Raw genomic sequence first — 24,848 nt, 5'->3', positions numbered from 1 at the left:
CCTGAATGGGGCAGAGGCCACGGGTGCACGCCGGGCTCAGGCCCAGGTGCCATCAGGCGTTCAAAGCGGCAGGCTGACGCCAGGGCCAGGCTCCCCGGTCGCTGCAACCTGTGATGAACACGTGATGAATGAACATGGGGCCAAAGTGTAGCAAAGGCTCCCGGGGAATTTGTCTGCGGATGACCCCATCACAACAAAACCAACGCCTACCCCATCGAAAACCCTGTTGCACAGGCCTGGCGGTGAAGCAACAATTTGAAACGAACGACCGTTCTTTTTTCGGGAGCTGTAGATGACGATCTTGAAGCGATGGGCTCTGGGCGTGTGCGCCTTCATCCTGGCAGGCAGTGCCTGGAGCCAGGCAGTGACCGTGGCCGACGTGAAGTACGAACCCACCCAGGCGCTGGGGGATAGCACCGTGCAGCTCAACGGAGCCGGTGTGCGCTACAAGGCGGTGTTCAAGGTGTACACCGCCGGCCTATACCTGGAGAAAAAAGCCTCCACCCCACAAGAAGTAGCCAGCCAGCGCGGCCCCAAGCGCCTGAGCATCACCATGCTGCGCGAAATTGACTCGACAGAACTGGGCAAGCTGTTTTCCCGAGGCATGGAAGACAACATGGACCGCGCCGCGTTCTCGCGCATCGTGCCGGGCGTGCTGCGCATGAGCCAGATCTTTTCAGACCACAAAAAGCTGCAGGCGGGCGATCAGTTCATGATCGACTGGATTCCGGGCACCGGCACCGTCATCACCGTGAAGGGCAAAGTCCAGGGCGAGCCCTTCAAGGAGCCTGAATTTTTCAATGCCCTCTTGGGCATCTGGCTGGGCAACCTGCCCGCCGACTTCAAGCTGAAAGACGCCTTGCTGGGCAAGCCTGCCTGACGCGGAGCAGACGCGGCCGGCGCGTCACCGGCGGGCCAGCCAGCGCCCCACTTCTTCCAGCGAATCGACGTACCCGTCGGCATCCACATTGCGCACTGGCTGGCCGTGGTTGTAGCCATAGGTCACCAGCACCACCGGGCAACCGGCGGCGCGTGCCGCCTGCGCGTCATTGCTGGAGTCGCCCAGCATCAGCGTGCTCGCTGCGGAGCTGCCCAGCGCTTCGCAGGTCTTGACCAGGGGCAGCGGGTCGGGCTTTTTGCGCTCGAAGCTGTCACCGCCAAACACGCGTGCAAAAAAACCATCCAGGCCTTTGGCCTGGAGCAGTGGCTGAGCGAACGCCAGCGGCTTGTTGGTCAGGCAAGCCAGCGGCAGGCCCGCCCCCTGCAAGGCTTGCAGCCCCTGCACCACGCCGGGGTACACGGCCGAATGGCTGCCGTTGATTTCCAGGTAGTGGTGCTGGTAGCGGGCCCAGGCTTGCGGAAACAGCGCTTCAATTTTGATAGCTGCCTGCGCTTGTTCCACGGGCGCTAGAACGTGTTTTAGCACCGAACGCAGCAAATGCTCCGAGCCCTTGCCCACCATGTTCTCGGCCTGATCGGCGGCAATGGGGGGCAGGCTCAGATCGCGCAGCATGCGGTTCAATGCTTCGTTGAAGTCACCCATGGTGTCCACCATGGTGCCATCCAGATCGACGATGACGGCGTCTACGCCGCTGGGGTTCAGGGTATTCAGGTTCACAGGAAGAAGGGGCGGAAAGGCGCCAGCACAGCGATGAAAGCGCCTGAATATAGACCAGCGCCAGCACGCCACGGCGCCCCGCCGCGTACGCCCAGGGCAGGCCTCGTCTGACAATGCCCGGCCGCTCAGGCTTTTATGCTTTGCCTTCATTTCCCTGGCTCACTGCAAGGAATCTCCATGAAACGCACCGCATTTTTGACATCCGCCTTTACCGTGACAGCCACCTTGGCCTGCGTCACCGCCCTGGCCCAACCCACGCATGATGCCCGCGCCCGCTACGAAGAAGAACGGCGCGCCTGCATGACCCAAAACACACAGGACTCCCAGGCCACCTGCCTGCGCGAAGCCAGCGCCGCACGCGATGCGGCGGCCAAAGGCCAGTTGAGCAGCCCCGGCACCGCCGCTGAGGCCACCGCCCGTGAGCGCTGCAAGGTTTTTCAGGAGGCCGCCGACCAGGCGGAATGTGTGCGTCGGCTGGAGTCCACCGCCAGTGGCTCCGTCGCAGGCGGCGGGTTGCTGCGCGAATCCGTCACCACCACCTACGAGCCGCGCTGAACTCTGGCACGGCGTGGGGCAGGCTCGGCGCCCGAGCGAAAGCGGGGGCTAACACAGTCCCCGCAGCTCGTTTGGGTGCGTCAGGCCAGCTGAACGCGCATGGCGTCGATCACCGACTTGTAGTCCGGCTTGCCGAAAATCGCGCTACCCGCCACAAAGGTGTCAGCACCGGCATCGGCCACGCGGCGAATGTTGTCGGCCTTGATGCCGCCATCCACTTCCAGGCGAATGTCTTTGCCGCAGGCGTCGATGCGCTTGCGCACGGCTTCGATCTTGCGCAGGGCCGAGTCGATGAAGCTCTGGCCACCAAAGCCGGGGTTCACGCTCATGATGAGGATGAGGTCGATATCGTCAATCACCCAGTCCAGCACATCCAGTGGCTCGGCAGGGTTGAACACCAGACCGGGCTTCACGCCCTTGGACCGGATGGCCTGGATGCTGCGGTGCACGTGGCCCGAGGCATCGGGGTGGAAGCTGATGTAGTCAGCGCCAGCGTCGGCAAAGGCGGCGGCCAGCGCGTCCACCGGCTGGATCATCAGGTGCACATCAATCGGCACCGCCACGCCTGCAGGCGTTTTGGCGTGGGGTTTGAGGGCCTGGCACACCATGGGGCCGAAAGTGAGGTTGGGCACGTAATGGTTGTCCATCACGTCGAAATGGATCCAGTCGGCGCCAGCGGCAATGACATTGCGCACTTCTTCGCCCAGGCGGGCAAAGTCGGCAGAGAGGATGGAGGGGGCGATTTGGAAGGTGCGGCTCATCCCGCGATTGTCGCAAAGCTGGAACGCTGCGGGGTTTTGCCTTGCCCAAGGGCACGCGCTCACACCCCGCACGGTTACCATTCGGCCCATGCCAAAGTACCAGTTTGCGGTGGAAGTTCTGCCCGAATACCTGCCCGAGGAATCGGAGCCAGAACGCGAGGTGTTTGCCTTCGCCTACACCATCACCATCACCAACACGGGCGACGCCCCCGGCCAGCTGATTTCGCGGCACTGGATCATCAGTGACGCCCGCGGCCACACCGAAGAGGTCAAAGGCCTGGGCGTGGTGGGGCAACAGCCCCTGCTCAAGCCGGGTGAAGCCTTCCAGTACACCAGCGGGTGCCGCCTGCGCACGGCCAGCGGCACCATGCACGGCACATTCCACTGCGTGGCCGAAGACGGCGAATCTTTCGCCACGCCCGTTCCCCTGTTTGTGCTGGAGGCGATTCACCACAGCTCCACAGGCGAGCCCCTGAACGGAAGGGTACTGCATTGAGCCGCCCCACCGACCTGGCGCGCCTGCTGGCGGAACTGGACCCCGAGGCCGACCTTCCCCACCGCCACCTCTGGCTCATCCATTTGCTGGAATGGGTGCGCGGCGACCGCGACTCCGTGCCCGGCGCCACGGCCAGACTGCAGCTTTTTCTGGATGCGGTCGAAGCCCGGCCAGAGCTGCGCGCGCGCCTGCAGGCTTGGTGGGCGCAGCTGGTGGACACGGTAGATATCACCACCTTGCTGGCCGACTTCGGCTTTGCGCCACGCACCGCTTTTGTGAGCGAGCTGGCGGCGCGCCTGCGCACCAAGTGGCTGCCGGGCACGCCGGACACGATCGATGCGTCTGAACTGTTCGTGCTGGCAGTGCCCCATGAATTTGACGCGCAATGGATGGCCGCGCTGGACGAAGCACAGCTCAACCGCCTGGCCGCCCTGCTGGTGCCGCCGGGCGAGGAAAGCGGCCTCTCGCTGTGGCGCCACGCGCTGCTCAACGCCATCACCTACTGCGCGGGGCAAATCCTCTCGACCGGGTTTGCCCCGGAACTGCGCCTTCGCATGAGCGAAGAGGCGCGCGAAGCCCAGCCCTTCCATGCGCTGATCCGCGACGTGGAGAGCCTGCGCGTGGAAGTGCTGCACGCCTTGCGCACCCCCGACCGGCTCAACGAAGCCGCTCAGCGCCTGCGTGAGCGGCTAGAGGCCTGCCGCGCCGCCACGGCCACGGTTTACACGCACTTTGAAGACAACGGCATCTCCGTCGGGCTGGTGTTCCTCCTGCGCCAGCTGCGCGAACGCATCGTGCGCGTGCGGCTGCTGCTCGACTGTCTGCTGTCGCCCAAGCCCGCCCTGGCGGCCGCCAAGCTGATGTCTTCGCTGGTGCAGGTGGGCCAGGAGCGGCGCAGTCTGCGCGCGCTGTTCGCCTCCAACTCCTCGCTGGTCGCGGCCAAGGTGGCCGAGCGCAGCGCTGAAACGGGCGAGCACTACATCACCCGCACGCCAGCCGAATACCGCTCCATGGTCCACAAGGCAGCGGGCGGCGGGCTGGTGATTGCTTTCACCACGCTGATCAAGTTTGGCTTGTATGCCCTGGCGCTGTCGGCCTTCTGGGCGGGTTTCTGGGCGGGTGTGAACTATGCGGTGAGCTTTGTGCTGGTGCAGTTGCTGCATTTCACGGTGGCCACCAAGCAGCCAGCCATGACCGCCCCGGCCATGGCGGCCAAGCTCAAAGAACTGGGCTCCGGCGACGCCATCGAGTCGTTTGTGGACGAGATCACCCATCTGGTGCGATCGCAGGTGGCCGCGGTGCTGGGCAACGTGCTGGTGGTGATGCCTGTGGTGCTGGGCATTGCACTGCTCATGCTCCACACCCTGGGCACACCGCCCATCTCTGAAAAGCAGGCGCTGCACGTGCTGGAGTCACTGCACCTGCTGGGCCCATCGGTGTTTTTTGCCGCCTTCACGGGGGTGCTGCTGTTTGCCTCCAGCATCATTGCCGGGTGGACGGAAAACTGGTTCGTGCTGGCGCGCATGGACTCGGCCATTCAATACAACCCACGCATCACCCGCCTGCTGGGCACTGCGCGCGCGGCACGCTGGGCGCACTTCCTGCGCGAGAACATCTCGGGCTTTGCGGCCAATATTTCGCTGGGGTTCATGCTGGGCCTGGTGCCCGTGATTGCCACCTTCTTCGGCCTGGGGCTGGATGTGCGCCACATCACCTTGTCGGCGGGCCAGATTGCCGCTGCCTGCGCCACGCTAGGGCTGGATGTATTGCACCAGCCCGGCTTCTGGTGGGCAGTTGCCACGTTGCCCTTGCTGGGGGCGTTCAACGTGGGGGTGAGCTTCTACCTGGCATTCAATCTGGCCATGCGCGCCCGCAACGTCAGCGGCGTGGATCGCTCGCGCATTTATGCAGCGATCCGGGCCCGCCTGCGCAGCGCACCTTTGAGCTTTTTCCGACCTGAACGCGCACGGGCTGCCTGAGAGTCTTCTCTGCGTGCCCGCGCGTTTTGACACCGCCAGGACACCGGTGGCGACAGACGAAACTGTCCTACACACACATCCTGTTGCAACCCGTAGAGTCTGGCGGTACGTCAAAAAACGTCTCTGTGAACGCTCTGAAGGGAGTTGCTTGAATGCGCCGCTGACCTTTGCTGATGCAAAGAGCGGTTGATCCGCGCGGCGGGTATCTGGTACGGTCGGGTGGTTGAGCGCCCCCTGCGTTCGGTCGCAGACTCGTCCCAGAGTCCTGTTGGCTCGTTGGCCCGTGTGCAGTTTTTGCCCCCAGCTTGCCTGTGACCGAACCCTTTTGCAGGACATGAGCCTGCAGGGCTTGCCGGGGGTCGCACAAGCGCCAGCCGCCGCGCTGGATGCACCACCGCTCGCCCCGCCCATGCATGCACCGCAGGTGCAGCGCCCCGCTTGCACTGCAATGGGCGCACCAAGGCACCGGGCGTTTTGTTCCACCTCCGGGCCGCAGGCCCGTTTCCACCCGAGGTCACCACCACATGAATGAACTTATGAGTTTTTGGGCCCAGTGGCTCAGGCCATCGGCGGGACTGCCCACCGTGCAGTGGTCACTGCTGCTGGCGGTTGCTGCCATGGCGGGCTACCTCATCCAGCGCCACACGGGCCTGCCCAAGGTGCTGGGCTATTCGCTGGTGGGCACAGCCGCCGGGCTGGCCGGCTTCAGCGGCGCGGTGTGGCCTTTGCAGGGCATTGGCCTGTTCCTGCTGGAGCTGGGCATTGCGCTGGTGCTGTTTGAATGCGGTGGCCGTATCTCGCTGCGGTGGTTCCGCCACAACCCCATGGTGCTGGTGCAAAGCATTGCCGAGTCGGCCCTGACGTACTTTGCCGTGTATGCGGTGCTGTTGTGGCTGGATCAGCCCACCCAGGTGGCCGGGCCGCTGGCCCTGGTGGCGCTGGCGGCTTCGCCCGCCGTGCTGACACGCGTGGTGGCCGACACCCGCGCCGCCGGGCCGGTGACGGAACGCGCCGTGGTGTTGGCCACGTTGTCCACGCTGTACGCGCTCACGCTGGGCTCCGCCTGGTCCGAGCAGATGAACCGGCAAAGCGCCACCTTGCTGGATGCGATTTCGCCCGCCGTGGTGGTGCTGGGCGTGTCCATTCTGGTCGCGGCCGTGCTCACGCTGGTGCTGCGCACTGCACTGCGCTTCATGAGCCCCACCAGCGAAAACACCTCGATGCTGCTGCTCACGCTCATCGCCGCGGGCTCCACCGTGGCCTCGCACATGGGTGGCTCGGCGCCGCTGGCAGCGCTGCTGGCGGGCATCCTGCTCAAGCAATTGAACCCCCGGCCCTGGGCCTGGCCACGGCAGCTGGGAAACGCCTCATCGCTGCTGACCATGCTGATGTTTGTACTGGTGTCCACCGTGGCCGCGCAGGCAGACTGGAGCGGCCCCGTGGCCGGCGCCGTGCTGGCCCTGATTGCTGCACGCCTGATTGCCAAAGCCGTTGGCGTGGGCCTGGGCAACGTGGGCAGCGGCGCCAGCTGGCGCCAGGCGCTGTGGGCGGGCTGCGCGATGACGCCCATGTCCTCCATCGCGCTGCTGATTGCATCGCAGTTTGTGGTGGCTTCGCCCTCCACCGGCTACCAGATTGCCAGCGTGGCGCTGCCCGCCATCTTGCTGATGGAAGTGCTGGGCGCCGTGATTGCCACCGTGGCCATCTACCGTGCGGGCGAAAGCTCGAAACCCTGGGCACCGCTGCTGCGCGGTGGCCGCAACGGAGAATCGAATGAGTCTTGAAGCCTTCCACCATTCCGAGCCGCTAACGCTGGGCGTTGAGCTGGAGTTGCAGCTGGTCAACACCAACGACTACGACCTGGCCCCGTATGCGGAAGACATGCTGCGCCTGATGAAGAAAACCCCGCTGCCCGGCAGCGTGGTGCCTGAGATGACGAACAGCATGATCGAAATCTCCACGGGCATCTGCCACTCGGCCAGCGAAGTGGTGGGGCAGCTCACCCCCATCCGCGATGCGCTGGTCAAAAGCGCCGACAAGCTCAACATCGCCGTGGTGGGCGGCGGTACGCACCCGTTTCAGCAGTGGCACGAGCGCCGCATCTACGACAAGCCCCGCTTTCGCGAGCTGTCGGAGCTGTACGGCTACCTCTCCAAGCAGTTCACCATCTTTGGCCAGCACGTGCACATTGGCTGCCCCAGTGCCAACGCGGCCCTGCTCATGCTGCACCGCATGAGCCGCTACATCCCGCACTTCATCGCGCTGTCGGCCTCCAGCCCCTACGTGCAGGGGCAAGACACGGCGTTTGATTCGGCTCGGCTCAACTCGGTGTTCGCCTTCCCGCTGTCGGGACGTGCGCCGTTTGCTTTGACGTGGGAAGACTTCACCGCCTACTTCGACAAGATGACCCGCACCGGGGTGGTCAAGAGCATGAAGGACTTCTACTGGGACATTCGCCCCAAGCCCGAGTTCGGCACCATCGAAATCCGCGTGTTCGACACCCCGCTCACCATCGAACGGGCCGCCGCCCTGGCGGGCTACGTGCAGTCGCTGGGCGCCTGGTTCCTGGCCGACGAGCCCTTCATGCCGCAGGAAGACGACTACCTCGTCTACACCTACAACCGCTTCCAGGCCTGCCGCTTCGGCATGGAGGCGGTGTACGTGGACCCCGCGACGGGCGACCACATGCCGCTGCGCGAACATATCCTGATGACCATGGACAAGATCGCCGGCCACGCTGCGGCGCACGGCGCCTCGAACGCCCTGCACCTGCTGCGCACCGACACCCAGGCCGGCCAGAACGATGCCCGCTGGCTGCGCGACCGCCAGCGCCAGGAACAGTTGCTGGCCGAGGTCAGCCGCCAGGCAGCGCAGCGCTTTCGCGGCGCGCCTGTCTGAGCAGGCCGCCCCAACCCGCCGACAATCAGGTCATGGGTGAATTTGACCTGATTGCGCGCTATTTCACGCGCCCCGTTCGCCACGCCGCCTTGGGCGTGGGCGACGACTGCGCCTTGCTGGCCCCGCGCCCCGGCATGCAACTGGCCATCAGCAGCGACATGCTGGTCGAAGGCCGCCACTTCTTTGCCGACGTGGACCCCGAGGCCCTGGGCCACAAGGCCCTGGCCGTCAACCTGTCGGACCTGGCGGCCTGTGGGGCCAAGCCGCTGGCCTTCACGCTGGCACTGGCGCTGCCACGGGTCGATGAAAGCTGGCTGGCTGGTTTTTCCAAAGGCTTGCTGGCGCTGGCCGATGCGCACGGCTGCGAGCTGGTGGGCGGTGACACCACGCAGGGCCCGCTGAACATCTGCATCACTGTGTTTGGCGAGGTGCCTGCAGGCCAGGCCCTGCTGCGCAGCGGCGCGCGCGCGGGTGATGACATCTACGTGAGCGGCACGCTGGGCGATGCACGCCTGGCGCTCGAAGCCCTGCTGGGCCACATCCACCTGCCCGATGAGCTGCTGGCCCAGGCCCGCCAGCGGCTGGAGCGCCCCACGCCCCGCGTGGCGCTGGGCCTGGCGCTGCGCGGCATTGCCAGCAGCGCCATGGACGTGAGCGACGGCCTGCTGGGCGACTTTGGACACATCCTCAAAGCATCTGGCGTGGGCGCCTGCATCCGCACCGATGAAACTATCAAATTGATAGCTGCAGGCGCTTACCTATCAAGCGCTACAGGCAAAATTGACCAAAAACTTCTGCAGCAATGCACCCTGGCGGGGGGCGACGACTACGAGCTGCTGTTCACTGCCCCGCCCCAGCACCAAGCCGCCGTGGCCGCCGCTGCTGCGCAAAGCCAGACCGCTGTGACCTGCATTGGTCAGGTGGAAGCTGCACCGGGCTTGCGGCTGGTGGATGCACAAGGCATGCCGGTAGAAAACCGCTTCGCCTCGTTTGACCACTTTGCCTGACAGCCAGAGTACCCCGTGGGAGCCCCCGAAAGAAGGCGTCCCGTTCAGCGCATCTGGAACAGCTCCTGGTGAAAGCGCCCCTGCCCGCGCCCCAGGCGCTGCATGGCGCTGCGCAGCGCCTGCCCAAAGCGCTGCGGCCCGCAGAACCACACGCTGGCCTGGGGCCCGGCGCTGGCCAGCAATGTATCGGCGGCCACCTTCCCGGTGACGTCGCTGTGGTGGATGTGCAGCGTCACGCTGGGCAACTGCGCGCACAGCTGCTGCATGCGCTCGGCAAACACGGCCTCTTGGGCGTTGCGCACGCAGTAGTGCAGTTGCACCAACGGGGCCTGGGCCGGGTTGGCCACCAGCGATTCCAGCCAGGCCGCAAACGGCGTGGCGCCAATGCCTGCGGCCACCCACACCTGCTCGGGCGCACGGTCCTGGCGGAAGTCGAAGCGCCCGTAAGGCCCTTCCACCCACACCTGCTGGCCCACGGCCACCTGCTGCGCCAGTCGCGCGGTGTAGTCGCCCAGCGCCTTGATGGCAAAGCGCAGGCGGCCGTCGCCGGTATCGGCGTTGACCAGCGTGAAGGGGTGGTGACCTTCGCCCGTCTGCAACGTCAAGAACACAAACTGCCCGGCCCGGTGCTTCCAGGCGCCTTGCACCCGGCATTCCAGCTCTACCACCCCACTGGGGTGCACCTGCACATCCACCACCTTTGCAGCGTGGCGGCGGCTGCTGCCAATGCGCCCGGCCAGCGAACGCACTGCGCACAGCACCCCCACCAGCGAGGCCGCGGCCACAAAGGCGCCCGCAGGCTGCGCCCACCAGGCGGGCGGCACCAGCACCACCGCATGAAACGCCAGCACCAGGTACACCCCAGCCAGCAGTTTGTGCAGATAGCGCCAGACGTGGTACGGAAACCGCTGCCACAGCGTGATGACCAGCATGGCGGCCAGGAACCATACCGCCCATTCGCCCATGTCTTCCGCCAGATGGCGGAAGGTGTTGAGCCACCAGTCTGCGCGCGGAGCCCGCACCGGGCGGCCCACCAGCGTGATCAGCAGGTCTTTGGACAGCTGCGTGCCGTAATGCAGCAGCGACAGCACGATGGCGCCAATGCCCGCCCACTTGTGCAGGCGGTAGATCTTGTCCATGCCGCCCAGGGGACGCTCCAGCCACACCGGGCGCAGCGACAGCACCATGATGAGCGACATCAACGCCCAAGCCCCCAGCCCGGTGAGCAGCAGGATCTGGTTGCGCCACCACCAGACATTCATGGCCGGGTCTTGCCACGGCACCGTCATCGCCCACAACAACACCGCCAGCGCCAGCGTGCTTCCCAGAACCTTCTTCATCATCGACCCTGTATTTGTTTTATGAGACTTCTCACGATAGCCCTGGGGGATGAAGGGCGCCTTAACCCGACATAAACAAGCCGTAAAGATGGGCAGCGCCGCGCCCTCTCGCTGCTAGGATTCGCCCACCCCAACACCCCGCACGCCCTGCGCTGCGCTACCGGAGCCCCACCGTGAAGCCATCCCTGCGCCCTCTTGCCTCCACCACCGCCGTTGCGCTGGCCGCTGCATGGGCGGCTGCGGCCAGCCCGGCCCTGGCGCAAGACACTGCCTCGCCAGTGACTTCGCGGATTGCCCGCGTCACCGTGTACCCCGGCAGCGCCACGGTCGAGCGCGTGGCCAAGGTGCCCGCCGGTGCGCGCAGCATCACGCTGGGCTGCCTGCCTGCGTCGCTCGATGCGCAAAGCCTGCAGATCCACGCCGACGCCGCCGTGCGCGTGGGCGAATTCAATGTACGTACCGAAGACCGCGACGTGGTGGCCGCCTGCGCCAGCCCGCTGGATGGCCGCATCCGCGAGCTGGAAGACCAGATCGCCGCCGTGAAGGCCGAAGCCGCTTCGCTGCAACTGGTCGATGGCTACCTGAAGAGCGTGGCTACCGCAGGCGCTGGCAGCGAAACGCCTGGCGGCCGCCTGCAAGCAGCCACACCCGCACAGATCGCTGCCACCGCCGACGCGCTGCGCAAGTCGGCGCACGAATCACAAACCCGCGCGCACCAGTTGCAGCGCAAGCAAGAGGCACTGGAGCTGGCCCTCAAGCCCCTGACCGCAGAACGCGAACGCACAGCCAGCCAGCGCGCGCAGGTGGTCTCCGTCACCGTGACACTGGCCACCGACCGCGAAGCCGAGCTGCGCCTGTCTTACCAGGTGCGCGGCACCGGCTGGCAGCCCACCTACCGCGCCACTCTCGATGCCGCCAAACCCAGCGTGCTGCTGGAACGCCAAGCCCTGGTGGCCCAAAACAGTGGCGAGGACTGGAGCAACGTGCAACTCACCCTCTCCACCGGCCAGCCCGGCCGCACCACCCAGGGCCGCCTGCCCCGCCCGTGGACGCTGGACATTGCACCGCCCACCCCCAAGGCCGCCCCGGTGCCCGCGATGGCCATGGCAGCCCCTGCCCCCGCATCACCCCTGGCGCGCCGCAATGTGGCCGAAGACGCCCTGCCCAGCTTTGAAGTGACCAGCACCGACAAAGCCTTTGCCACCGAATTTGCCGTGCCGCAGCGCATCACCGTGCCCTCCAACGGCCAGCGCGTGACACTGGCCCTGGGCAGCCACACCGCGCCCGCCACCCTCATCACGCGCACCGCGCCTGCCATGGAAGAAGCCGCCTACCTCGTGGCAGAGCTGGCCCCGCCCCCGGGCGTGTGGCCGGTGGGCCATGCCAACCTGTACCGCGACGGCGCTTTCGTAGGCACGGGCCGCATCGACTTTGCTGCGGCCACCAGCGCCAATGGCACCAGCAGCCTGGCCTTTGGGCGCGACGAGCTGGTCACCGTGCGCGCCGAGCCCGTGCAGGATTTGACGGGCAGCGCAGGCTTCACCGGCTCGCGCGTGGAGCGCCGCACCCGCCGCGCCTACACCGTGGAAAACCGCCACAAAACACCCGTCACGCTGCAAGTGCTGCACGCCGCGCCCCAGTCGCGCAACGAGAAGATCGAGGTCGAATCAAGTTACCAGCCCCAGCCCACCGACCTGGCCTGGAACCGCAACCCCGGCACCGTGGCCTGGCAGCAGCCGCTGGCCGCCGGGGCCACTGCGCAGTTCAGCGCAGAACACACCATCCGCTACGCCAAAGACCTGGACGTACAGGAACGCCAATGACCTTCGCTTCCCCGACTTCTGCAGCAGCAGCCCCTGGCGTGGCCGCCCCCCGGCGCGCCAGCGCCGCCTTCATGCTGGCACACCCGGCCCACGCCATTGCGCTGGGCTTTGGCTCCGGCCTCTCGCCGTTCGCCCCCGGCACCGTGGGCACGCTGTGGGGCTGGATGTCGTTCCTGGTGCTCATGCCCTGGCTCAGTGCCACACAAATGGGCCTGCTGATCGCGGGTGGCGCGCTGGTGGGCTGGTGGGCCTGCACCACCACCGCCCGCAACCTGCGTGTGGCCGACCCCGGCGCCATCGTGTGGGACGAGATCGTGGCCTTCTGGCTCGTGCTGTGGCTGGCCATGCCCATGGGCCTCATGGGCCAGATCGTGGCTTTTGCCCTGTTCCGCTTTTTTGACGCCGCCAAGCCCGGCCCCGTGGGGTGGGCTGACAGCCTGTTCAAAGGCTTTGGCTGGCGCGGTGGCTGGGGCATTCTGTTTGATGACTTTGTGGCCGCCTTCTGCACGCTGCTGGCGATTGCGCTGTGGAGGTTCTTCGCATGAACCCCGCAGCACCCACCACCGCCCAATCACTATCAAAAAGTGAGCTGCCAGCGCTTACAAATCAAGCGCTGGAGGCCAATTTGATTCAAATCTCCACCACCCTGCTGGCCCGTGGCTGGATGCTGGCCACCGCCGAAAGCTGCACCGGCGGCATGATCTCCGCAGCCTGCACCGACCTGGCAGGCTCCAGCCAGTGGTTCGAGCGCGGCTTCGTGACTTATTCCAACGAGGCCAAGGCCGAGATGCTCGCGGTGCCCCCTGGTCTGATTGAGGAGCATGGCGCCGTGAGCGAGCCCGTGGCGCGCGCCATGGCCGATGGCGCCCTCGCCCACTCGCGCGCGCAAGTCAGCCTGGCCGTGACGGGCGTTGCAGGCCCCACGGGCGGCACCAAGGCCAAACCGGTGGGCACCGTGTGGTTTGCCTGGTGCGTGGGAGGCGAAACCCACAGCGAGATGCAGCACTTTGCCGGGGACCGCGCCGCAGTCCGGGTGGCGACGGTGCGGTATGCGCTGAAGCGATTGTTGAGCCTGCTGCCAGCGTAACCTGCAACTCAGACGCCCAGCCTTCTTGGCAGCGGCTCTGACGCCCACTGTCATCCACAAGACAGGGCCCTGCCCGCCAATTGCCACAACATACCGCCATGACGACCACACCTTCCTGGTTTGACGGCTTCGCCGCCCAACACATCACCACCTCAGGCGCGAAGATTTTTGTACGCACTGGCGGCACTGTGGGCGCCCCGCCGCTGCTGTTGCTGCACGGCTTTCCACAAACGCATGCGATGTGGCACCGCGTGGCGCAGCAGCTGGCGCGCGATTACTTGCTGGTGCTGCCCGATCTGCGCGGCTATGGCGATTCATCCCACGCCCCGGGGTTGCCTGACCACAGCAACTACAGCAAACGCGCCATGGCACAGGACATGGCCGAGGTGATGACCGCACTGGGCCACGACACCTTCTACCTTTGCGGCCATGACCGGGGCGGCCGTGTGGCCCACCGCCTGGCGCTGGACCACGCCGCGCGCGTGAAGAAGCTGTGCGTGATCGACATCGCCCCCACGCTCGACATGTACGCGCGCACCGACATGGAGTTTGCGCGCGCCTACTACCACTGGTTCCACCTGATCCAGCCCGCGCCGCTGCCCGAGACCATGATCGGCAGCAACGCCCGCGCTTACCTGCACGCCAAGCTGGGCGGCTGGGGCAGCGCAGGCCTGGCCCATATCGAGCCCCCAGCGCTGGCCGAGTACGAACGCTGCTTTTGCACGCCCGAAGCCATCCATGCTGCCTGCGAGGACTACCGCGCCAGCGCGGGCATCGACCTGGAGCACGACCGCGAAAGCCGTGCGCGCGGCGAGAAGATCGCGTGCGACACCCTGGCAATCTGGGGCGCGACCGGCGTAGTGCACCGGCTGTTTGAAACGCTGGCGCTGTGGCAGGCGCAGTGCGCGGGGTTGGTGAGTGGGCAGGCAGTGCCTGCGGGGCATTTCATTCCCGAGGAATTGCCCAGCGAAACGGCACAAGCCCTGCGCAACTTCATGTATTGAAAGCGCCTGAGGCCGGGGACGGGACTGATGCCCCTAGCATTTTTCCTCAGCGAACATCGCGCTCCACCGTACCGGCTCCGCATCACCACACCTGAGAAGAAACCCCATGCACCCCAACGCCCAGACCCTGCAACGCTTCTACACCGCCTTTGCCCAGCTCGACCATGCCACCATGGCGGCCTGCTATGCACCCGACGCTACGTTTGAGGACGAAGCGTTTTCGCTCAAAGGCCGCGACCAGGTGGGCGGCATGTGGCGCATGCTGTGCACTGCCACAAAGAAGCCCGGCGCCGCCGAGCACTGGAAGCTGGAGTTCAGCGGCATCGAAGCCGATGCCAAAAGCGGCAAGGCGCACTGGGAGGCGCACTACCTCTTCAGCGCCACCGGACGCAAGGTGCACAACATCATCGACGGCACCTTCACCTTCACACCCGAAGGACTGATCGCCACCCACCGCGACCGTTTCAACTTCTGGCGCTGGGCGCGGCAGGCACTGGGTGCGCCGGGGCTGCTGCTGGGCTGGTCGCCCTCACTCAAGCGCAAGGTGCGCAACACCGCAGCGGGGAACTTGAAGAAGTTTCTGGCGCAAGCCTGAACCTGCACCAGCTGGCGAACACGACCCACGCACAAGGAGGTGCCATGCAGGTGCAAGGCCAATGCCATTGCGGCGCAATCGCCTACGAAGCGCAGGTGGACCCTGGCACTGCGACGGTGTGCCATTGCACGGATTGCCAAGCGCATTCCGGCTCCGCCTTTCGTACCAACATCCCGGCCCCGGCGGCAGGCTTTCGGCTCACCCGCGGCACACCCCGCACGTACATCAAGACGGCGGCCAGCGGCAACCGGCGTGTGCTGGCCTTCTGCGACGTCTGCGGAAGCGCACTGTATGCCTGCGCGGCGGACAATCCGCAGACCTATTCCCTGCGGCTCGGAACCATCACGCAAAGGCACGAGCTGGGCACGCCGCAGCGCCAGATCTGGACGCGGCGCCGCCTTGCGTGGGTCACCTTGCCAGAAGACATCGACACGTTCGACGGACAGCCGTAGCGCCCCTGGCAACAGGAGGCTGAGAGAAAAGCGCGGGCCTATCAGCCTCCCGCGCACTGGCTACAAGCGCAACCAGCTATCAAAAATGTAGTACCAGAGGTTATGCCCCGTGGCACTTCTTGTACTTCTTGCCGCTGCCGCAGTGGCAAGGATCGTTGCGGCCGGGCTCGGGGGCCTTGCGCAAGGTTTCCACACGCGGGCCCATGCTCTTCCACAGCTGGCGCAGGTCATACACGGCCCAGATGGCTTCGCCGAAGGCTTCCACGCGCGCCTGGCTGGTGCTGGGTGGGCCGTCTTCGTTGTACATGCAGACTTCGGGCTTGCCGGTGTCGTCTTCGGTCAGCGCGACGATGCTGTCCAGCGCATCGTCCAGCCACTGGGCGGCTTCCTTGTCGCGGGGGGCGGCCCAGTCTTCGGGCCAGTTCTCCACCGCGAACATGAACCCAAGAGCCCACACCTGGCCGAAGGAGGGGATTTCCTGGCCTTCCATTTCAGCACGCTCGGCTTCGGGCAGGCTGGCCACAGCGCCGCGCATGTCCATCGCTTCGGGCTGGAAGGTGCGCTCATCGTCCAGCGTCTTCACGTCAGCGTCGAGCTGGGTCACGATCTCGTTCCAGCGGCGGTCCCACAGCTCCAGAAAGCGCGCTTGCTGGGCAGCATCGGCAAAGGCGGGCAGCAGCGGCAGCGGCTCGCCTTCGGCCACTTCCAGCTCGGCACCGTCGCCCAGCAGCATGGGCAGGTATTCGGCGGGGGCGATGGGGCGGCGGCTGCAGATCACGGCCGTCATGAAGCCATCGCAGAACTCCCACTGCGGGATTTCTTCGCCACGCGTGCGCAGGTCGTCCAGCAGGTTGTCGAGCTCTTCCAGCTCGGCAGCCGTCAAGCCCAGCGCCGGGGCGGCAGCCGAGGAAGCGGTGGTCAGTTCAGCATCGCCCTGGGGCGCAGTGGATTCGGTGGGATTCATGGGTGGGCTCCGATAGGGCGAAGGGGCAGGCGGGGTGCGCTGGGCCTTGCAGGCGCGCCAGCGTGGTGGCGCAGCGCCGAGGCCGCGAGTTTATCCGGCAGCCCACCCCACGGCCAGCCCACGGCCGCGACAGCGGCACAATAGCGCCCTTGCCCACCGGTGCCCTGAGAACCTTTTCAAAGAGCCTGTGCCCCCGTTTTCAGGCCCGCACCGTGGTGCAGCCGTGCCCTGCGCTTTCATGAATTTGCCCACCATCACCCCGCCCGCTGACGCGCCCCAGCCGCCTGTGGACTATGCCGCCTACCTGGCCCGCCAGCTGGCCGTGCAGCAGTTCAACGTGGCCAGCTACCGCCTGGGCGATGAGCAGGTGTGGGTGAAAAAAGCCAACACGCCCCATGGCATGGCGCGCTACCGGGTGCTGGGTGCGCTGGCCACGCTGTTTGGTCTGCCGGTGCTGATCCCGGTGCCCAACCTGGGCGGCCACACGGCCATTGCCACCGAAGTGCAGCGGCTGCGCGATCTGGCCGCACGCGGGCTGCGCGTGCCCACCGTGCTGGCAGCGCAGGAAGACGGTTTCATCATGCGCCACCTGGGGCGGCCGGCAGAACAGACGCCCTCGCTCGGCAACGAGATCGAGGCCGCCGTGCCCGCAGGCCCCGAAGCCGTGCTGCGCCTGTGGCTGCAAGGGCTGCGCGCGATAGAGCTGGTGCACAACCAGGGCACCTGCCTGAGCCAGGCCTTTGCCCGCAACCTGGTGCGCTGCCCCGACGGGGTGGTGGGCTACATCGACTTTGAAGACGACCCCACGGCGGTGCTGCCCCTGCCGCTGTGCCATGGCCGCGATGCACTGTGCTACGCCCATTCCACCGCCATCTACCTGCGCCAGTGCGGCGCGCTGGAAGATGCCCGCCCGCTGTGGGCGCAGTGGCTACAGGCCCGTGGCCCGGCGCTGCAAGAGGTAATGGAGCAGACCATGCACCGCATGCGTTTTGCCCGCCACCTGCCCCAAAGCCGCAAGCTGGGGCGTGATGTGCAGCGGGTGCGGGCGGCGTACGATTTGCTGCGCCCCTGACATGCGCCCACGGGCAGCGCACCCTCTGGGGTGCCCGCAATCGTGGAAGAAACATCGGGAGCAAAAGCGAAAAGGCAAAAGGCCAGACGCGGTACGCGCGCCGGTCTGAGCTGCCGAGTCGGCTTTGGCTGACAGATGCGGGGTGGGCGCATCCCCTATGGTTCAGCCAGCTGCTTCGCACCCTTATTTTTCTACCGTTATATGCCAGACACCACTCGTGCGACAGCCCTGACCGACACGGCGGCTGCCCCTGTAGCCGCGCCGCAACCCACCCCAAAAGCCCGTCGCCGACGCCCGCCCACGCTCTCCTGGTCTGCCTGGAAGCAGTTCATGAGCGTGGCTCGCCCCTACTGGCTGGGCGACCAGAAACGCATGGCCTGGGGGCTGCTGGCCCTGCTGGTCGGCCTGATGGTGCTGGAGACCCAGCTCGCCGTGATGCTGATCGACAAGACCGGCGAACTCACATCGGCCCTGGCCGCCAAGCAGGTGGACCGCTTCTGGGACGCGGTGCGCGCCAGCCTGATGGTGGTGGCAGTGGCGGTGCCGGTGTACGCCTTCTACTACTACATGCGCGATGCGTTCTCCAACCACTGGCGCCGCTGGCTCACGCACCGGTTTCTGGATGGCTACCTGAGCGAGCGCAAGTACTACGACATCGGCAACGCCCGGGACATCGACAACCCCGACCAGCGCATCAGCGAAGACATCAACACCTTCACCGGCCGCTCCACGCACTTCCTGCTCATCTTCCTGGGCTCGCTGATGCAGCTGGTCGCGTTCAGCGCGGTGCTGTGGTCCATCTCGCACACGCTGGTGGCGTTTTTGGCGGTGTACGCACTGCTGGGCACCTTTGGCGCGCTGTACCTGTTCGGGGCGCCACTCATCCGGCTCAATTTCTGGCAGATCCGGCGCGAGGCCGACTTCCGCTTCGGCCTGATGCGCCTGCGAGAAAACGCCGAGTCCATTGCCTTCTACCGGGGCGAGCCCCAGGAGCGCGCCCAGCTCAACCAACGGTTCGAGGCCGTGTTCAGCAACTTTGCCAAGCTGATCAAGAAGCAACGCTCGCTCAACCTGTACCAGCGCGGGTTCAGCCAGCTCACGCTGGTGCTGCCTGCCATCATCCTGGCCAACGACGTGCTCAGTGGCGAGCTGGAGGTGGGGCGCGCCATCCAGGCGGCGGGCGCTTTTGCGGCGGTGCTGGCCGCTGTGTCGCTGATCGTGGACAACTTCGAAAGCCTCAGCCGCTTCGTTGCCGGGATTGACCGCCTGCACGCCCTGTCGCAGGTCGTGCTCAAAACACCTGCGGCACCAACGCCCTGGGCGGAACCGCCTACCCGCGAGGACGCAGCCCCGGCACCCCACGATGGCGCCCAGATCATCACCCGCGAGGGCGACACCCTGGCCCTGGAGGGGCTGACGCTGCACACGCCGCAGTTTGGCCGTCTGCTCGTGCAGGACCTTTCCCTCACCCTGGCAGCCGGAGACGCCCTGCTCATCACCGGCCCCAGCGGCTGCGGCAAAAGCTCGCTGCTGCGCGCGATGGCAGGGCTGTGGCGCTCAGGCCAGGGCACCGTGCAGCACCCGCCCCTTGCAGACATGTTCTTCCTGCCGCAGCGCCCCTATCTGCAGCCCGATACCCTGCGCAGCCAGATCATCTATCCCAGCCAGGCCACAGAGCTGACTGACGACCAGTTGCTGGAACTGCTCGATGAGGTGCAGCTGGGCTCGCTGGCTGAACGCGTGGGTGGGCTCGATGCGTCGCACGACTGGGAAAAGCTGCTGTCCACCGGCGAGCAGCAACGCCTGGCGTTTGCACGGGTACTGGCCCGCACGCCCCGCATCGTCATCCTGGACGAGGCCACGAGCGCGCTGGACAGCGCCAACGAGGCGGCGCTGTATGAACGCCTGCGGGCCACGGGCATGGCGCTGGTGAGCATTGCCCACCGCCCTGCCGTGCTGCGGCACCACACGCAGGTGCTGCAGCTCAAGGGCGACGGGGCCTGGCAACTGGTGGCGGCAGCCGACTTCAGCTTCGACGAATAAAGGGAACGGTTCGGAGCAAAGCCGCCTGCCCCCCACTGCGGCTGCGGCTTTCAAGCAGCGGCTGCGGCCGGGCTTTCGTCCAGCACCAGCGCGGTGGCCACGTGGGCATCCAGCGTCAGGAGGCGCTTGCGCATGCAGATCACGGCCTTGTCTTTGCTCAGCAAAATGGCGCGGTGCGCGGCAGCCAGGTCAATGAACTTCTGGTCGTCCGCGTCCTTGCACACGTAGGCTACGCGGGGGGCAATGTCCACCAGCCGGGCCTTTGCGTCAAAAGCGGCCAGCACCTGCGCCGCATCCACGCGGTAGAAGTCCATGCGCGAAACGATGTGCGGGTAGGCCAGCACCCGCTCCAATTCGTCGCGCATGACCTGCGTGGCAATCCAGTGCAGGCGCCCCTGGGCCAGCAGGGTGCGCAGCGGGGCGGTGCGCGGGTCGCTGAAGATCAGCAGATCCAGCGCCACGTTGGTGTCCACCACCACCGGGCGCGCAGGTTCACCGGGCCTGCCTTCGGCGGGCAGGTACAGCTCAACCTGCATGCTGCGCCCCGCCGCCCTCGGCCTTGTTCGGGCGTTCGCGCAGGGTGCCCTTGACCATGTCGAAGCGGAACATGCGGCATTCGATGGGGCCGTTCCACATCGGCACGCGGCGCGATTCTTTCAGGCGCATCTTGCTGGGCAGCTTGAGGTCGGGCGTGAGCATCCAGGCCGTCCAGCCGCTGTAGTTCTTTTTCCAGTGCGTGGCCAGTTGGGCGAAGAATTCGCCACCATCGTCGGTGTGCGCAGCCTCGCGGCCCACGCTGGCGCCCAGGGCGCGCTCGGCGGCGCGTTCGTTGGCGTTGCGCCCGGCGGTACCGGCGGCGGCAATGCGCTCGCCGTAGGGCGGGTTCAGCAGCATCACGCCGGGCTGCTCGCACGGCGGCATGCGCTGCAGGGCATCGCCACCGCGCAACTGCACGGCACCGGCCACGCCCGCGCGCTCGGCGTTGCGCTGGGCAAAGTCCACCATGCGGTGGGCCACATCACTGCCAAAAATGGGTACAGGGCTTTCACAGATTGCGCTGTCAGCTTCGTTTTTGATAGCAGTCCAGACGTGCGCCTGGAACGGCAGCAGCTTTTCAAACGCAAAGCGGCGCAGCATGCCGGCGGGAATGCGGCAGGCGATCTGCGCAGCCTCGACCACGATGGTGCCGCTGCCGCAGCAGGGGTCGTACAGGGGCTGGGGGTGCTCGCCGTGCGGGTCCCAGCCGCTGGCAGCGATCATGGCGGCGGCCAGGGTTTCCTTCAGGGGCGCGTCGCCCTTGTCCTCGCGCCAGCCGCGCTTGAACAGCGGCTCGCCCGAGGTGTCGATGTAGATCGTGGCTTCGTCCGTGGTCAGGTGCATGTGAATGCGCACGTCGGGCCACTGCGTGTTCACATCCGGGCGCACGCCGGTCTTGGCACGGAAGCGGTCGGCCACTGCGTCTTTGACCTTGAGGGCAGCGAAATTCAGGCTCTGCAGCGGGCTGTGCTGGGCTGTGACCTCGATCTTGAAGCTCTGGCGCGTGGTGAACCAGATCTCCCAGGCCACGTCGCTGGCCAGGGCGTACAAATCGTTTTCAGAGCGGTACATGCGGTGCGCCAGTTGCACCAGCACGCGCTGGGCCAGGCGGCTGTGCAGATTCAGTTGCAGCGCCTGGCGCCAGGAGCTGCGCAGCAGCACGCCACCGCGCCCCACCAGCAGATCGTTGCCCGTGAGGCCGGTGATGCCGTGCACCTCGTCGGCCAGAAAGCCCTCGACACCAGCGGCGCAGGGGAGAAAAAGTTGGAGTTGGTTCATAGTGGGTACCTCTGGTGGTGCCGGTGCATGGTACGCAAGGCAGGCGCGCTGCCAAGGCCCACAGGCCCTGGCACGGGCGCTGCAGCGGCGGTGGCCAGCTACAACGCCTTGCGCAAATTGGCCGGCGCAATCTTGAGCGCTTCGCGGTACTTGGCCACGGTGCGGCGGGCGCATTCAATGCCTTGCTCCTTGAGCATCTCGGCCAGCTGGCTGTCGGACAAGGGCTTGGTGGGGCTTTCAGCAGCCACGAACTGTTTGATGAGCGCGCGCACAGCGGTGCTGGAGGCGTTGCCCCCGGTTTCGGTGCCCAGGCCCGAGCCGAAGAAATACTTGAGCTCGTACGTGCCGATGGGCGTGGCCATGTACTTGGCCGTGGTCACGCGGCTGATGGTGGATTCGTGCAGGCCCAGCTCGTCGGCAATGTCGCGCAGCACCAGAGGGCGCATGGCCAGCTCGCCGTGGGTGAAGAAGCTCTTTTGCCGCTCGACGATGGCGCGCGAGACGCGCAGGATGGTGTCGAACCGCTGCTGGATGTTCTTGATGAACCAGCGCGCCTCTTGCAGGCGCTGCTGCAGTCCCGCGTGGCCTTCGCCGCCCTTGCTCCCTTTGCCGCCGCGCAGGGCGCCAGCGTAGATGTCATGCACGCGCAGGCGCGGCATCACATCGGGGTTGAGCGAAACGATGAAATTCTGCTGTCCGCTGGTGCCGTTGCTGCGCCCGGCTTTGCGCACGATCACATCGGGGATGATGATGTTGCGCTCCACATCCACAAAGCGCCGCCCGGGGCGTGGCTCCAGCCGCGCAATCAGGGCCATGGCGGCGCGGGTACGCTCTTCGCCCGCAGCACCGCCTTCGGTACACGCCTGGGTGAGGCGGCGCACGTCGCGGCGGGCCAGCATTTCCAGCGGCTGCCTGCAGATTTGCAGTGCGGTCTGCACCACGTCAGGTGGCACGGTGCTGTCTGCGTCGGCCGCCAGGGCGCTGAGCTGCAGCGTGAGGCACTCGGCCAGGTTGCGGGCACCCACGCCCACGGGTTCCAGGGTTTGCAGCAGGCGCTGGGCCACAGTGAAGCGGTGCACCAGCTCGTCGATCTGCTCCAGGTCGTCAGGGCCCGCCAACGCAATGGCCAGTTCCTGCAGCGACTCTTCCAGGTAGCCGTCGTCGTTGAGCGATTCGATCAGGAAGCGCAGAGCAGCGCTGTCCACTTCGGACAGGCGCAGCGACAGGGCCTGGCGGTGCAGGAAGGCGGTGAGGGACTCTTGCGAACGCGCCAGCTCGGTCGCGTCGGCCTCATCGCCTTCGGAGTCGTTGCGGTTGCGAGGCGGGGCGTCGCCACCCCACTCGCTGTCGTTGGGCGCCATCTCCACCGTGCCGTCGCCGCTCCAGTCGGGCTCGTCAGCGGCGCTGCTGCTGTGGTCGGCATCTGATGAAGCATCAAAATCGCCTTCAGCGCCCGTAGATGAAGCGCTGCTAGCTCCTGAATAGATAGCATCATCGGCACTGTGCTCGTCGGCCTGGGCGGGGGCGTTGGCATGCTCCAGGCCAAACTCTTCGCGCGGCGCTTCGTCGGTGGCGCGTTCGAGAAAAGGGTTTTCGTCGAGCATCTGCTCGACTTCCTGGCCCAGCTCCAGCGTGGACAACTGCAGCAACCGAATGGATTGCTGCAGCTGCGGGGTCAGGGCCAGGTGCTGCGAAACCCGCAGGGACAGGCCGGGCTTCATGCCAGAGCCCCCAGCCCACGCACCAGCACGGGCACACCATTCACACAGGCCACACTCACACTGGCCATCACATGCGGAAGTGTTCGCCCAAGTACACGCGGCGTACCTCGGCGTTGTCCACGATCTCCGATGGCGTGCCCTGCGCCAGCACCCGCCCATCGCTGATGATGAAGGCGTGGTCGCAAATGCCCAGGGTTTCGCGCACGTTGTGGTCGGTGATCAGCACGCCAATGCCGCGCGCCTTGAGGAAGCCGATGATGCGCTGGATCTCGATCACGGCAATGGGGTCGATGCCCGCAAAGGGCTCGTCCAGCAGAATGAAACGCGGCTGCGTGGCCAGAGCGCGGGCGATCTCGACGCGGCGGCGCTCGCCACCCGACAGGGCCAGTGCGGGCGATGCGCGCAGGTGTTCCACGCGCAGCTCCTGCAGCAGCGAGGTGAGCTGCTCTTCAATGGCCGCACGCGACAGCGGGGCGTTGTTCTCGTCGCGCTGCAACTCCAGCACGGCGCGGACGTTTTCCTCGACAGAGAGCTTGCGGAAGATCGAGGCTTCTTGCGGCAGGTAAGACAGCCCCAGCCGCGAGCGGCGATGGATGGGCATGTGCGCCACCGATTGGCCATCGATGCGGATGTCTCCGCCATCGCTGCGCACCAGGCCCACGATCATGTAGAACGAAGTGGTCTTGCCAGCGCCATTGGGGCCCAGCAAACCCACCACTTCGCCTTTTTGCACGACCAGCGAAACGTCCTTCACCACCTTGCGGCTGCCGTAGGACTTGGCCAGGTGCGAGACTTCGAGGCGGCTGGAGGAGGAAGAAGCCCCAGGGGCAGCGGCTTGCACGGAACGATCACTCACTGGCTGCCACCACCCAAAGAATTGCTGGGGCGCAGCGCCGGGCCAGAGGCCGGGGCTGCAGGCGCCGCCGCACCGGCGGCGGGCTCCTTGGGCGCCAGCACCGCGCGCACGCGGCCGCCACCGGCTTGGCCGTCGGCCGAAGGCGTGGCCTTCTTCTGCCCGTCCACCGTGAACACATCCGTCAGGTTGTTGTAGACGATGACGGCGCCCGTGATTTCGTCACTCAAGGCACCGCCCCGGTAGCGGCGCAGCTCAGCGCGGGTGATGAAGCGCACGTTGTCGGTGCGGCCGTCGTATTCGATGACCTCGCCCTCGCCTTCGATGAACTCCTCGGGGGCGCCTGGCAACGTGTCGCGCTTTTGGCGGAAGAACGCGCGCTTGCCCGCCTCGGCGGTGACGATGCCCGACTGGTAGCCATCGGCATCCTGGCGCACATCCAGCCGCGCACCGCGCAGCACGATGGAGCCCTTGGTCATCACCACCCGGCCCGAGAAGACGCTGGTCTGTTTGACTTCATCGTGCCGCAGCGCATCGGCCTCGATGTTCATGGGCTTGCTGCGGTCGGCCTTTTCAGCCCGCGCCGCGCCAAAGGCGCAGGTCAAGGCTGCAAGCACAAGGAGGGAGGTAATGCGATGTTTCATGGAGGGCACGAATCTTGCAATCATTGTAGCCATGCATTGCCGCCCGGGATGAAAAAAGCCCGCTGGCGCGCAATGCCAGTCAGTTAAGAGCTGACTGGCATTTTTTTCGTTGGGAATTTGG

Annotated in this window: 24 protein-coding genes; 15 read left to right on the top strand and 9 right to left on the bottom strand. The window is 66.2% G+C overall.

Features of this window, described 5'->3' with window-relative positions:
- The first annotated feature begins 292 nt into the window (after positions 1-292).
- Positions 293-880 carry a chalcone isomerase family protein gene (locus AADJ04_RS04745; protein WP_066697259.1) on the top strand — a complete coding sequence of 196 codons (588 nt, stop codon included), beginning with the start codon at positions 293-295 and terminating at the stop codon, positions 878-880.
- A 24-nt stretch (positions 881-904) separates the two neighbouring features.
- Here AADJ04_RS04745 and gph read toward each other — a convergent pair whose 3' ends face one another.
- Complete coding sequence (gene gph / locus AADJ04_RS04740; protein WP_341238923.1) at positions 905-1,618, bottom strand: phosphoglycolate phosphatase; 714 nt, start codon at positions 1,616-1,618, stop codon at positions 905-907.
- Between the two features lie 177 nt (positions 1,619-1,795).
- Here gph and AADJ04_RS04735 point away from each other — a divergent pair, with 177 nt between their 5' ends.
- Positions 1,796-2,173 carry a hypothetical protein gene (locus AADJ04_RS04735; RefSeq protein ID WP_341238922.1) on the top strand — a complete coding sequence of 126 codons (378 nt, stop codon included), beginning with the start codon at positions 1,796-1,798 and terminating at the stop codon, positions 2,171-2,173.
- Positions 2,174-2,253: 80 nt separating this feature from the next.
- On the opposite strand, the gene rpe is transcribed toward AADJ04_RS04735, so the two are convergent.
- Entirely contained in the window at positions 2,254-2,934 is a 681-nt protein-coding gene (gene rpe, locus AADJ04_RS04730; protein WP_044396438.1) for a ribulose-phosphate 3-epimerase, read from the bottom strand.
- Positions 2,935-3,022: 88 nt separating this feature from the next.
- Between rpe and apaG the strand changes: the two genes are divergently transcribed.
- The 5 genes from apaG (at position 3,023) to thiL (ending at position 9,314) form a co-directional block, all read left to right on the top strand.
- Positions 3,023-3,430, top strand: a complete 408-nt coding sequence (gene apaG / locus AADJ04_RS04725; protein ID WP_066783657.1) for a Co2+/Mg2+ efflux protein ApaG — start codon at positions 3,023-3,025, stop codon at positions 3,428-3,430.
- Positions 3,427-5,409: a site-specific recombinase gene (locus tag AADJ04_RS04720; RefSeq protein ID WP_341238921.1), complete on the top strand. Its 1,983-nt coding sequence runs from the start codon at positions 3,427-3,429 to the stop codon at positions 5,407-5,409. Before apaG ends, AADJ04_RS04720 begins: the two co-directional genes overlap by 4 nt.
- 524 nt (positions 5,410-5,933) lie before the next feature.
- On the top strand, positions 5,934-7,193 hold the full coding sequence (locus tag AADJ04_RS04715; RefSeq protein WP_142083013.1) for a cation:proton antiporter: 1,260 nt from the start codon (positions 5,934-5,936) through the stop codon (positions 7,191-7,193).
- Positions 7,183-8,307 carry a YbdK family carboxylate-amine ligase gene (locus AADJ04_RS04710; RefSeq protein WP_044396431.1) on the top strand — a complete coding sequence of 375 codons (1,125 nt, stop codon included), beginning with the start codon at positions 7,183-7,185 and terminating at the stop codon, positions 8,305-8,307. The genes AADJ04_RS04715 and AADJ04_RS04710 overlap by 11 nt, the downstream gene beginning before the upstream one ends.
- A 32-nt stretch (positions 8,308-8,339) precedes the next feature.
- The gene (gene thiL, locus AADJ04_RS04705) at positions 8,340-9,314 is read left to right on the top strand and encodes a thiamine-phosphate kinase (protein WP_341238920.1); all 975 of its coding nucleotides are present in this window, start codon (positions 8,340-8,342) and stop codon (positions 9,312-9,314) included.
- A 44-nt stretch (positions 9,315-9,358) separates the two neighbouring features.
- Here thiL and AADJ04_RS04700 read toward each other — a convergent pair whose 3' ends face one another.
- Positions 9,359-10,654, bottom strand: a complete 1,296-nt coding sequence (locus AADJ04_RS04700) for a ferric reductase-like transmembrane domain-containing protein (RefSeq protein WP_341238919.1) — start codon at positions 10,652-10,654, stop codon at positions 9,359-9,361.
- A gap of 173 nt (positions 10,655-10,827) precedes the next feature.
- On the opposite strand from AADJ04_RS04700, the gene AADJ04_RS04695 reads away from it, so the two are divergent.
- The 6 genes from AADJ04_RS04695 (at position 10,828) to AADJ04_RS04670 (ending at position 15,615) form a co-directional block, all read left to right on the top strand.
- Positions 10,828-12,477, top strand: a complete 1,650-nt coding sequence (locus AADJ04_RS04695) for a DUF4139 domain-containing protein (protein ID WP_341238918.1) — start codon at positions 10,828-10,830, stop codon at positions 12,475-12,477.
- On the top strand, positions 12,474-13,022 hold the full coding sequence (locus tag AADJ04_RS04690) for a phosphatidylglycerophosphatase A (RefSeq protein WP_341238917.1): 549 nt from the start codon (positions 12,474-12,476) through the stop codon (positions 13,020-13,022). The genes AADJ04_RS04695 and AADJ04_RS04690 overlap by 4 nt, the downstream gene beginning before the upstream one ends.
- Positions 13,019-13,564, top strand: coding sequence for a CinA family protein (locus tag AADJ04_RS04685; RefSeq protein ID WP_341238916.1), 546 nt, complete (start codon positions 13,019-13,021; stop codon positions 13,562-13,564). Before AADJ04_RS04690 ends, AADJ04_RS04685 begins: the two co-directional genes overlap by 4 nt.
- Positions 13,565-13,662: 98 nt before the next feature.
- Positions 13,663-14,568: an alpha/beta hydrolase gene (locus tag AADJ04_RS04680; protein ID WP_341238915.1), complete on the top strand. Its 906-nt coding sequence runs from the start codon at positions 13,663-13,665 to the stop codon at positions 14,566-14,568.
- Between the two features lie 106 nt (positions 14,569-14,674).
- Positions 14,675-15,163 carry a nuclear transport factor 2 family protein gene (locus AADJ04_RS04675; RefSeq protein ID WP_142083005.1) on the top strand — a complete coding sequence of 163 codons (489 nt, stop codon included), beginning with the start codon at positions 14,675-14,677 and terminating at the stop codon, positions 15,161-15,163.
- Between the two features lie 44 nt (positions 15,164-15,207).
- Entirely contained in the window at positions 15,208-15,615 is a 408-nt protein-coding gene (locus tag AADJ04_RS04670) for a GFA family protein (RefSeq protein WP_198847830.1), read from the top strand.
- 100 nt (positions 15,616-15,715) lie between these two features.
- Here AADJ04_RS04670 and AADJ04_RS04665 read toward each other — a convergent pair whose 3' ends face one another.
- Positions 15,716-16,579: a UPF0149 family protein gene (locus tag AADJ04_RS04665; protein WP_288482554.1), complete on the bottom strand. Its 864-nt coding sequence runs from the start codon at positions 16,577-16,579 to the stop codon at positions 15,716-15,718.
- 238 nt (positions 16,580-16,817) lie between these two features.
- Between AADJ04_RS04665 and AADJ04_RS04660 the strand changes: the two genes are divergently transcribed.
- Together AADJ04_RS04660 and AADJ04_RS04655 are read left to right on the top strand one after the other, a co-directional pair.
- The gene (locus AADJ04_RS04660; protein ID WP_198847829.1) at positions 16,818-17,651 is read left to right on the top strand and encodes a hypothetical protein; all 834 of its coding nucleotides are present in this window, start codon (positions 16,818-16,820) and stop codon (positions 17,649-17,651) included.
- A gap of 330 nt (positions 17,652-17,981) precedes the next feature.
- Positions 17,982-19,694, top strand: a complete 1,713-nt coding sequence (locus AADJ04_RS04655) for an ABC transporter ATP-binding protein/permease (protein WP_341238914.1) — start codon at positions 17,982-17,984, stop codon at positions 19,692-19,694.
- 50 nt (positions 19,695-19,744) lie between these two features.
- On the opposite strand, the gene AADJ04_RS04650 is transcribed toward AADJ04_RS04655, so the two are convergent.
- From AADJ04_RS04650 to lptA, 5 genes are all read right to left on the bottom strand, one after another.
- Positions 19,745-20,230, bottom strand: coding sequence for a putative toxin-antitoxin system toxin component, PIN family (locus AADJ04_RS04650; protein WP_341238913.1), 486 nt, complete (start codon positions 20,228-20,230; stop codon positions 19,745-19,747).
- The gene (locus AADJ04_RS04645; protein ID WP_341238912.1) at positions 20,220-21,509 is read right to left on the bottom strand and encodes a THUMP domain-containing protein; all 1,290 of its coding nucleotides are present in this window, start codon (positions 21,507-21,509) and stop codon (positions 20,220-20,222) included. The genes AADJ04_RS04650 and AADJ04_RS04645 overlap by 11 nt, the downstream gene beginning before the upstream one ends.
- A gap of 98 nt (positions 21,510-21,607) precedes the next feature.
- Complete coding sequence (rpoN, locus tag AADJ04_RS04640) at positions 21,608-23,230, bottom strand: RNA polymerase factor sigma-54 (protein WP_341238911.1); 1,623 nt, start codon at positions 23,228-23,230, stop codon at positions 21,608-21,610.
- A 67-nt stretch (positions 23,231-23,297) separates the two neighbouring features.
- Positions 23,298-24,086: an LPS export ABC transporter ATP-binding protein gene (gene lptB / locus AADJ04_RS04635; RefSeq protein ID WP_207373811.1), complete on the bottom strand. Its 789-nt coding sequence runs from the start codon at positions 24,084-24,086 to the stop codon at positions 23,298-23,300.
- The gene (gene lptA / locus AADJ04_RS04630) at positions 24,083-24,727 is read right to left on the bottom strand and encodes a lipopolysaccharide transport periplasmic protein LptA (RefSeq protein WP_341238910.1); all 645 of its coding nucleotides are present in this window, start codon (positions 24,725-24,727) and stop codon (positions 24,083-24,085) included. Before lptA ends, lptB begins: the two co-directional genes overlap by 4 nt.
- Positions 24,728-24,848 lie beyond the last annotated feature (121 nt).

Source organism: uncultured Acidovorax sp. (genome assembly GCF_964021665.1).
Classification (GTDB): Bacteria; Pseudomonadota; Gammaproteobacteria; order Burkholderiales; family Burkholderiaceae_C; genus Acidovorax; species Acidovorax temperans.
The sequence above is the reverse complement of the archived record's forward strand: the minus strand, read 5'-3'. Positions and strand labels throughout refer to the sequence as shown.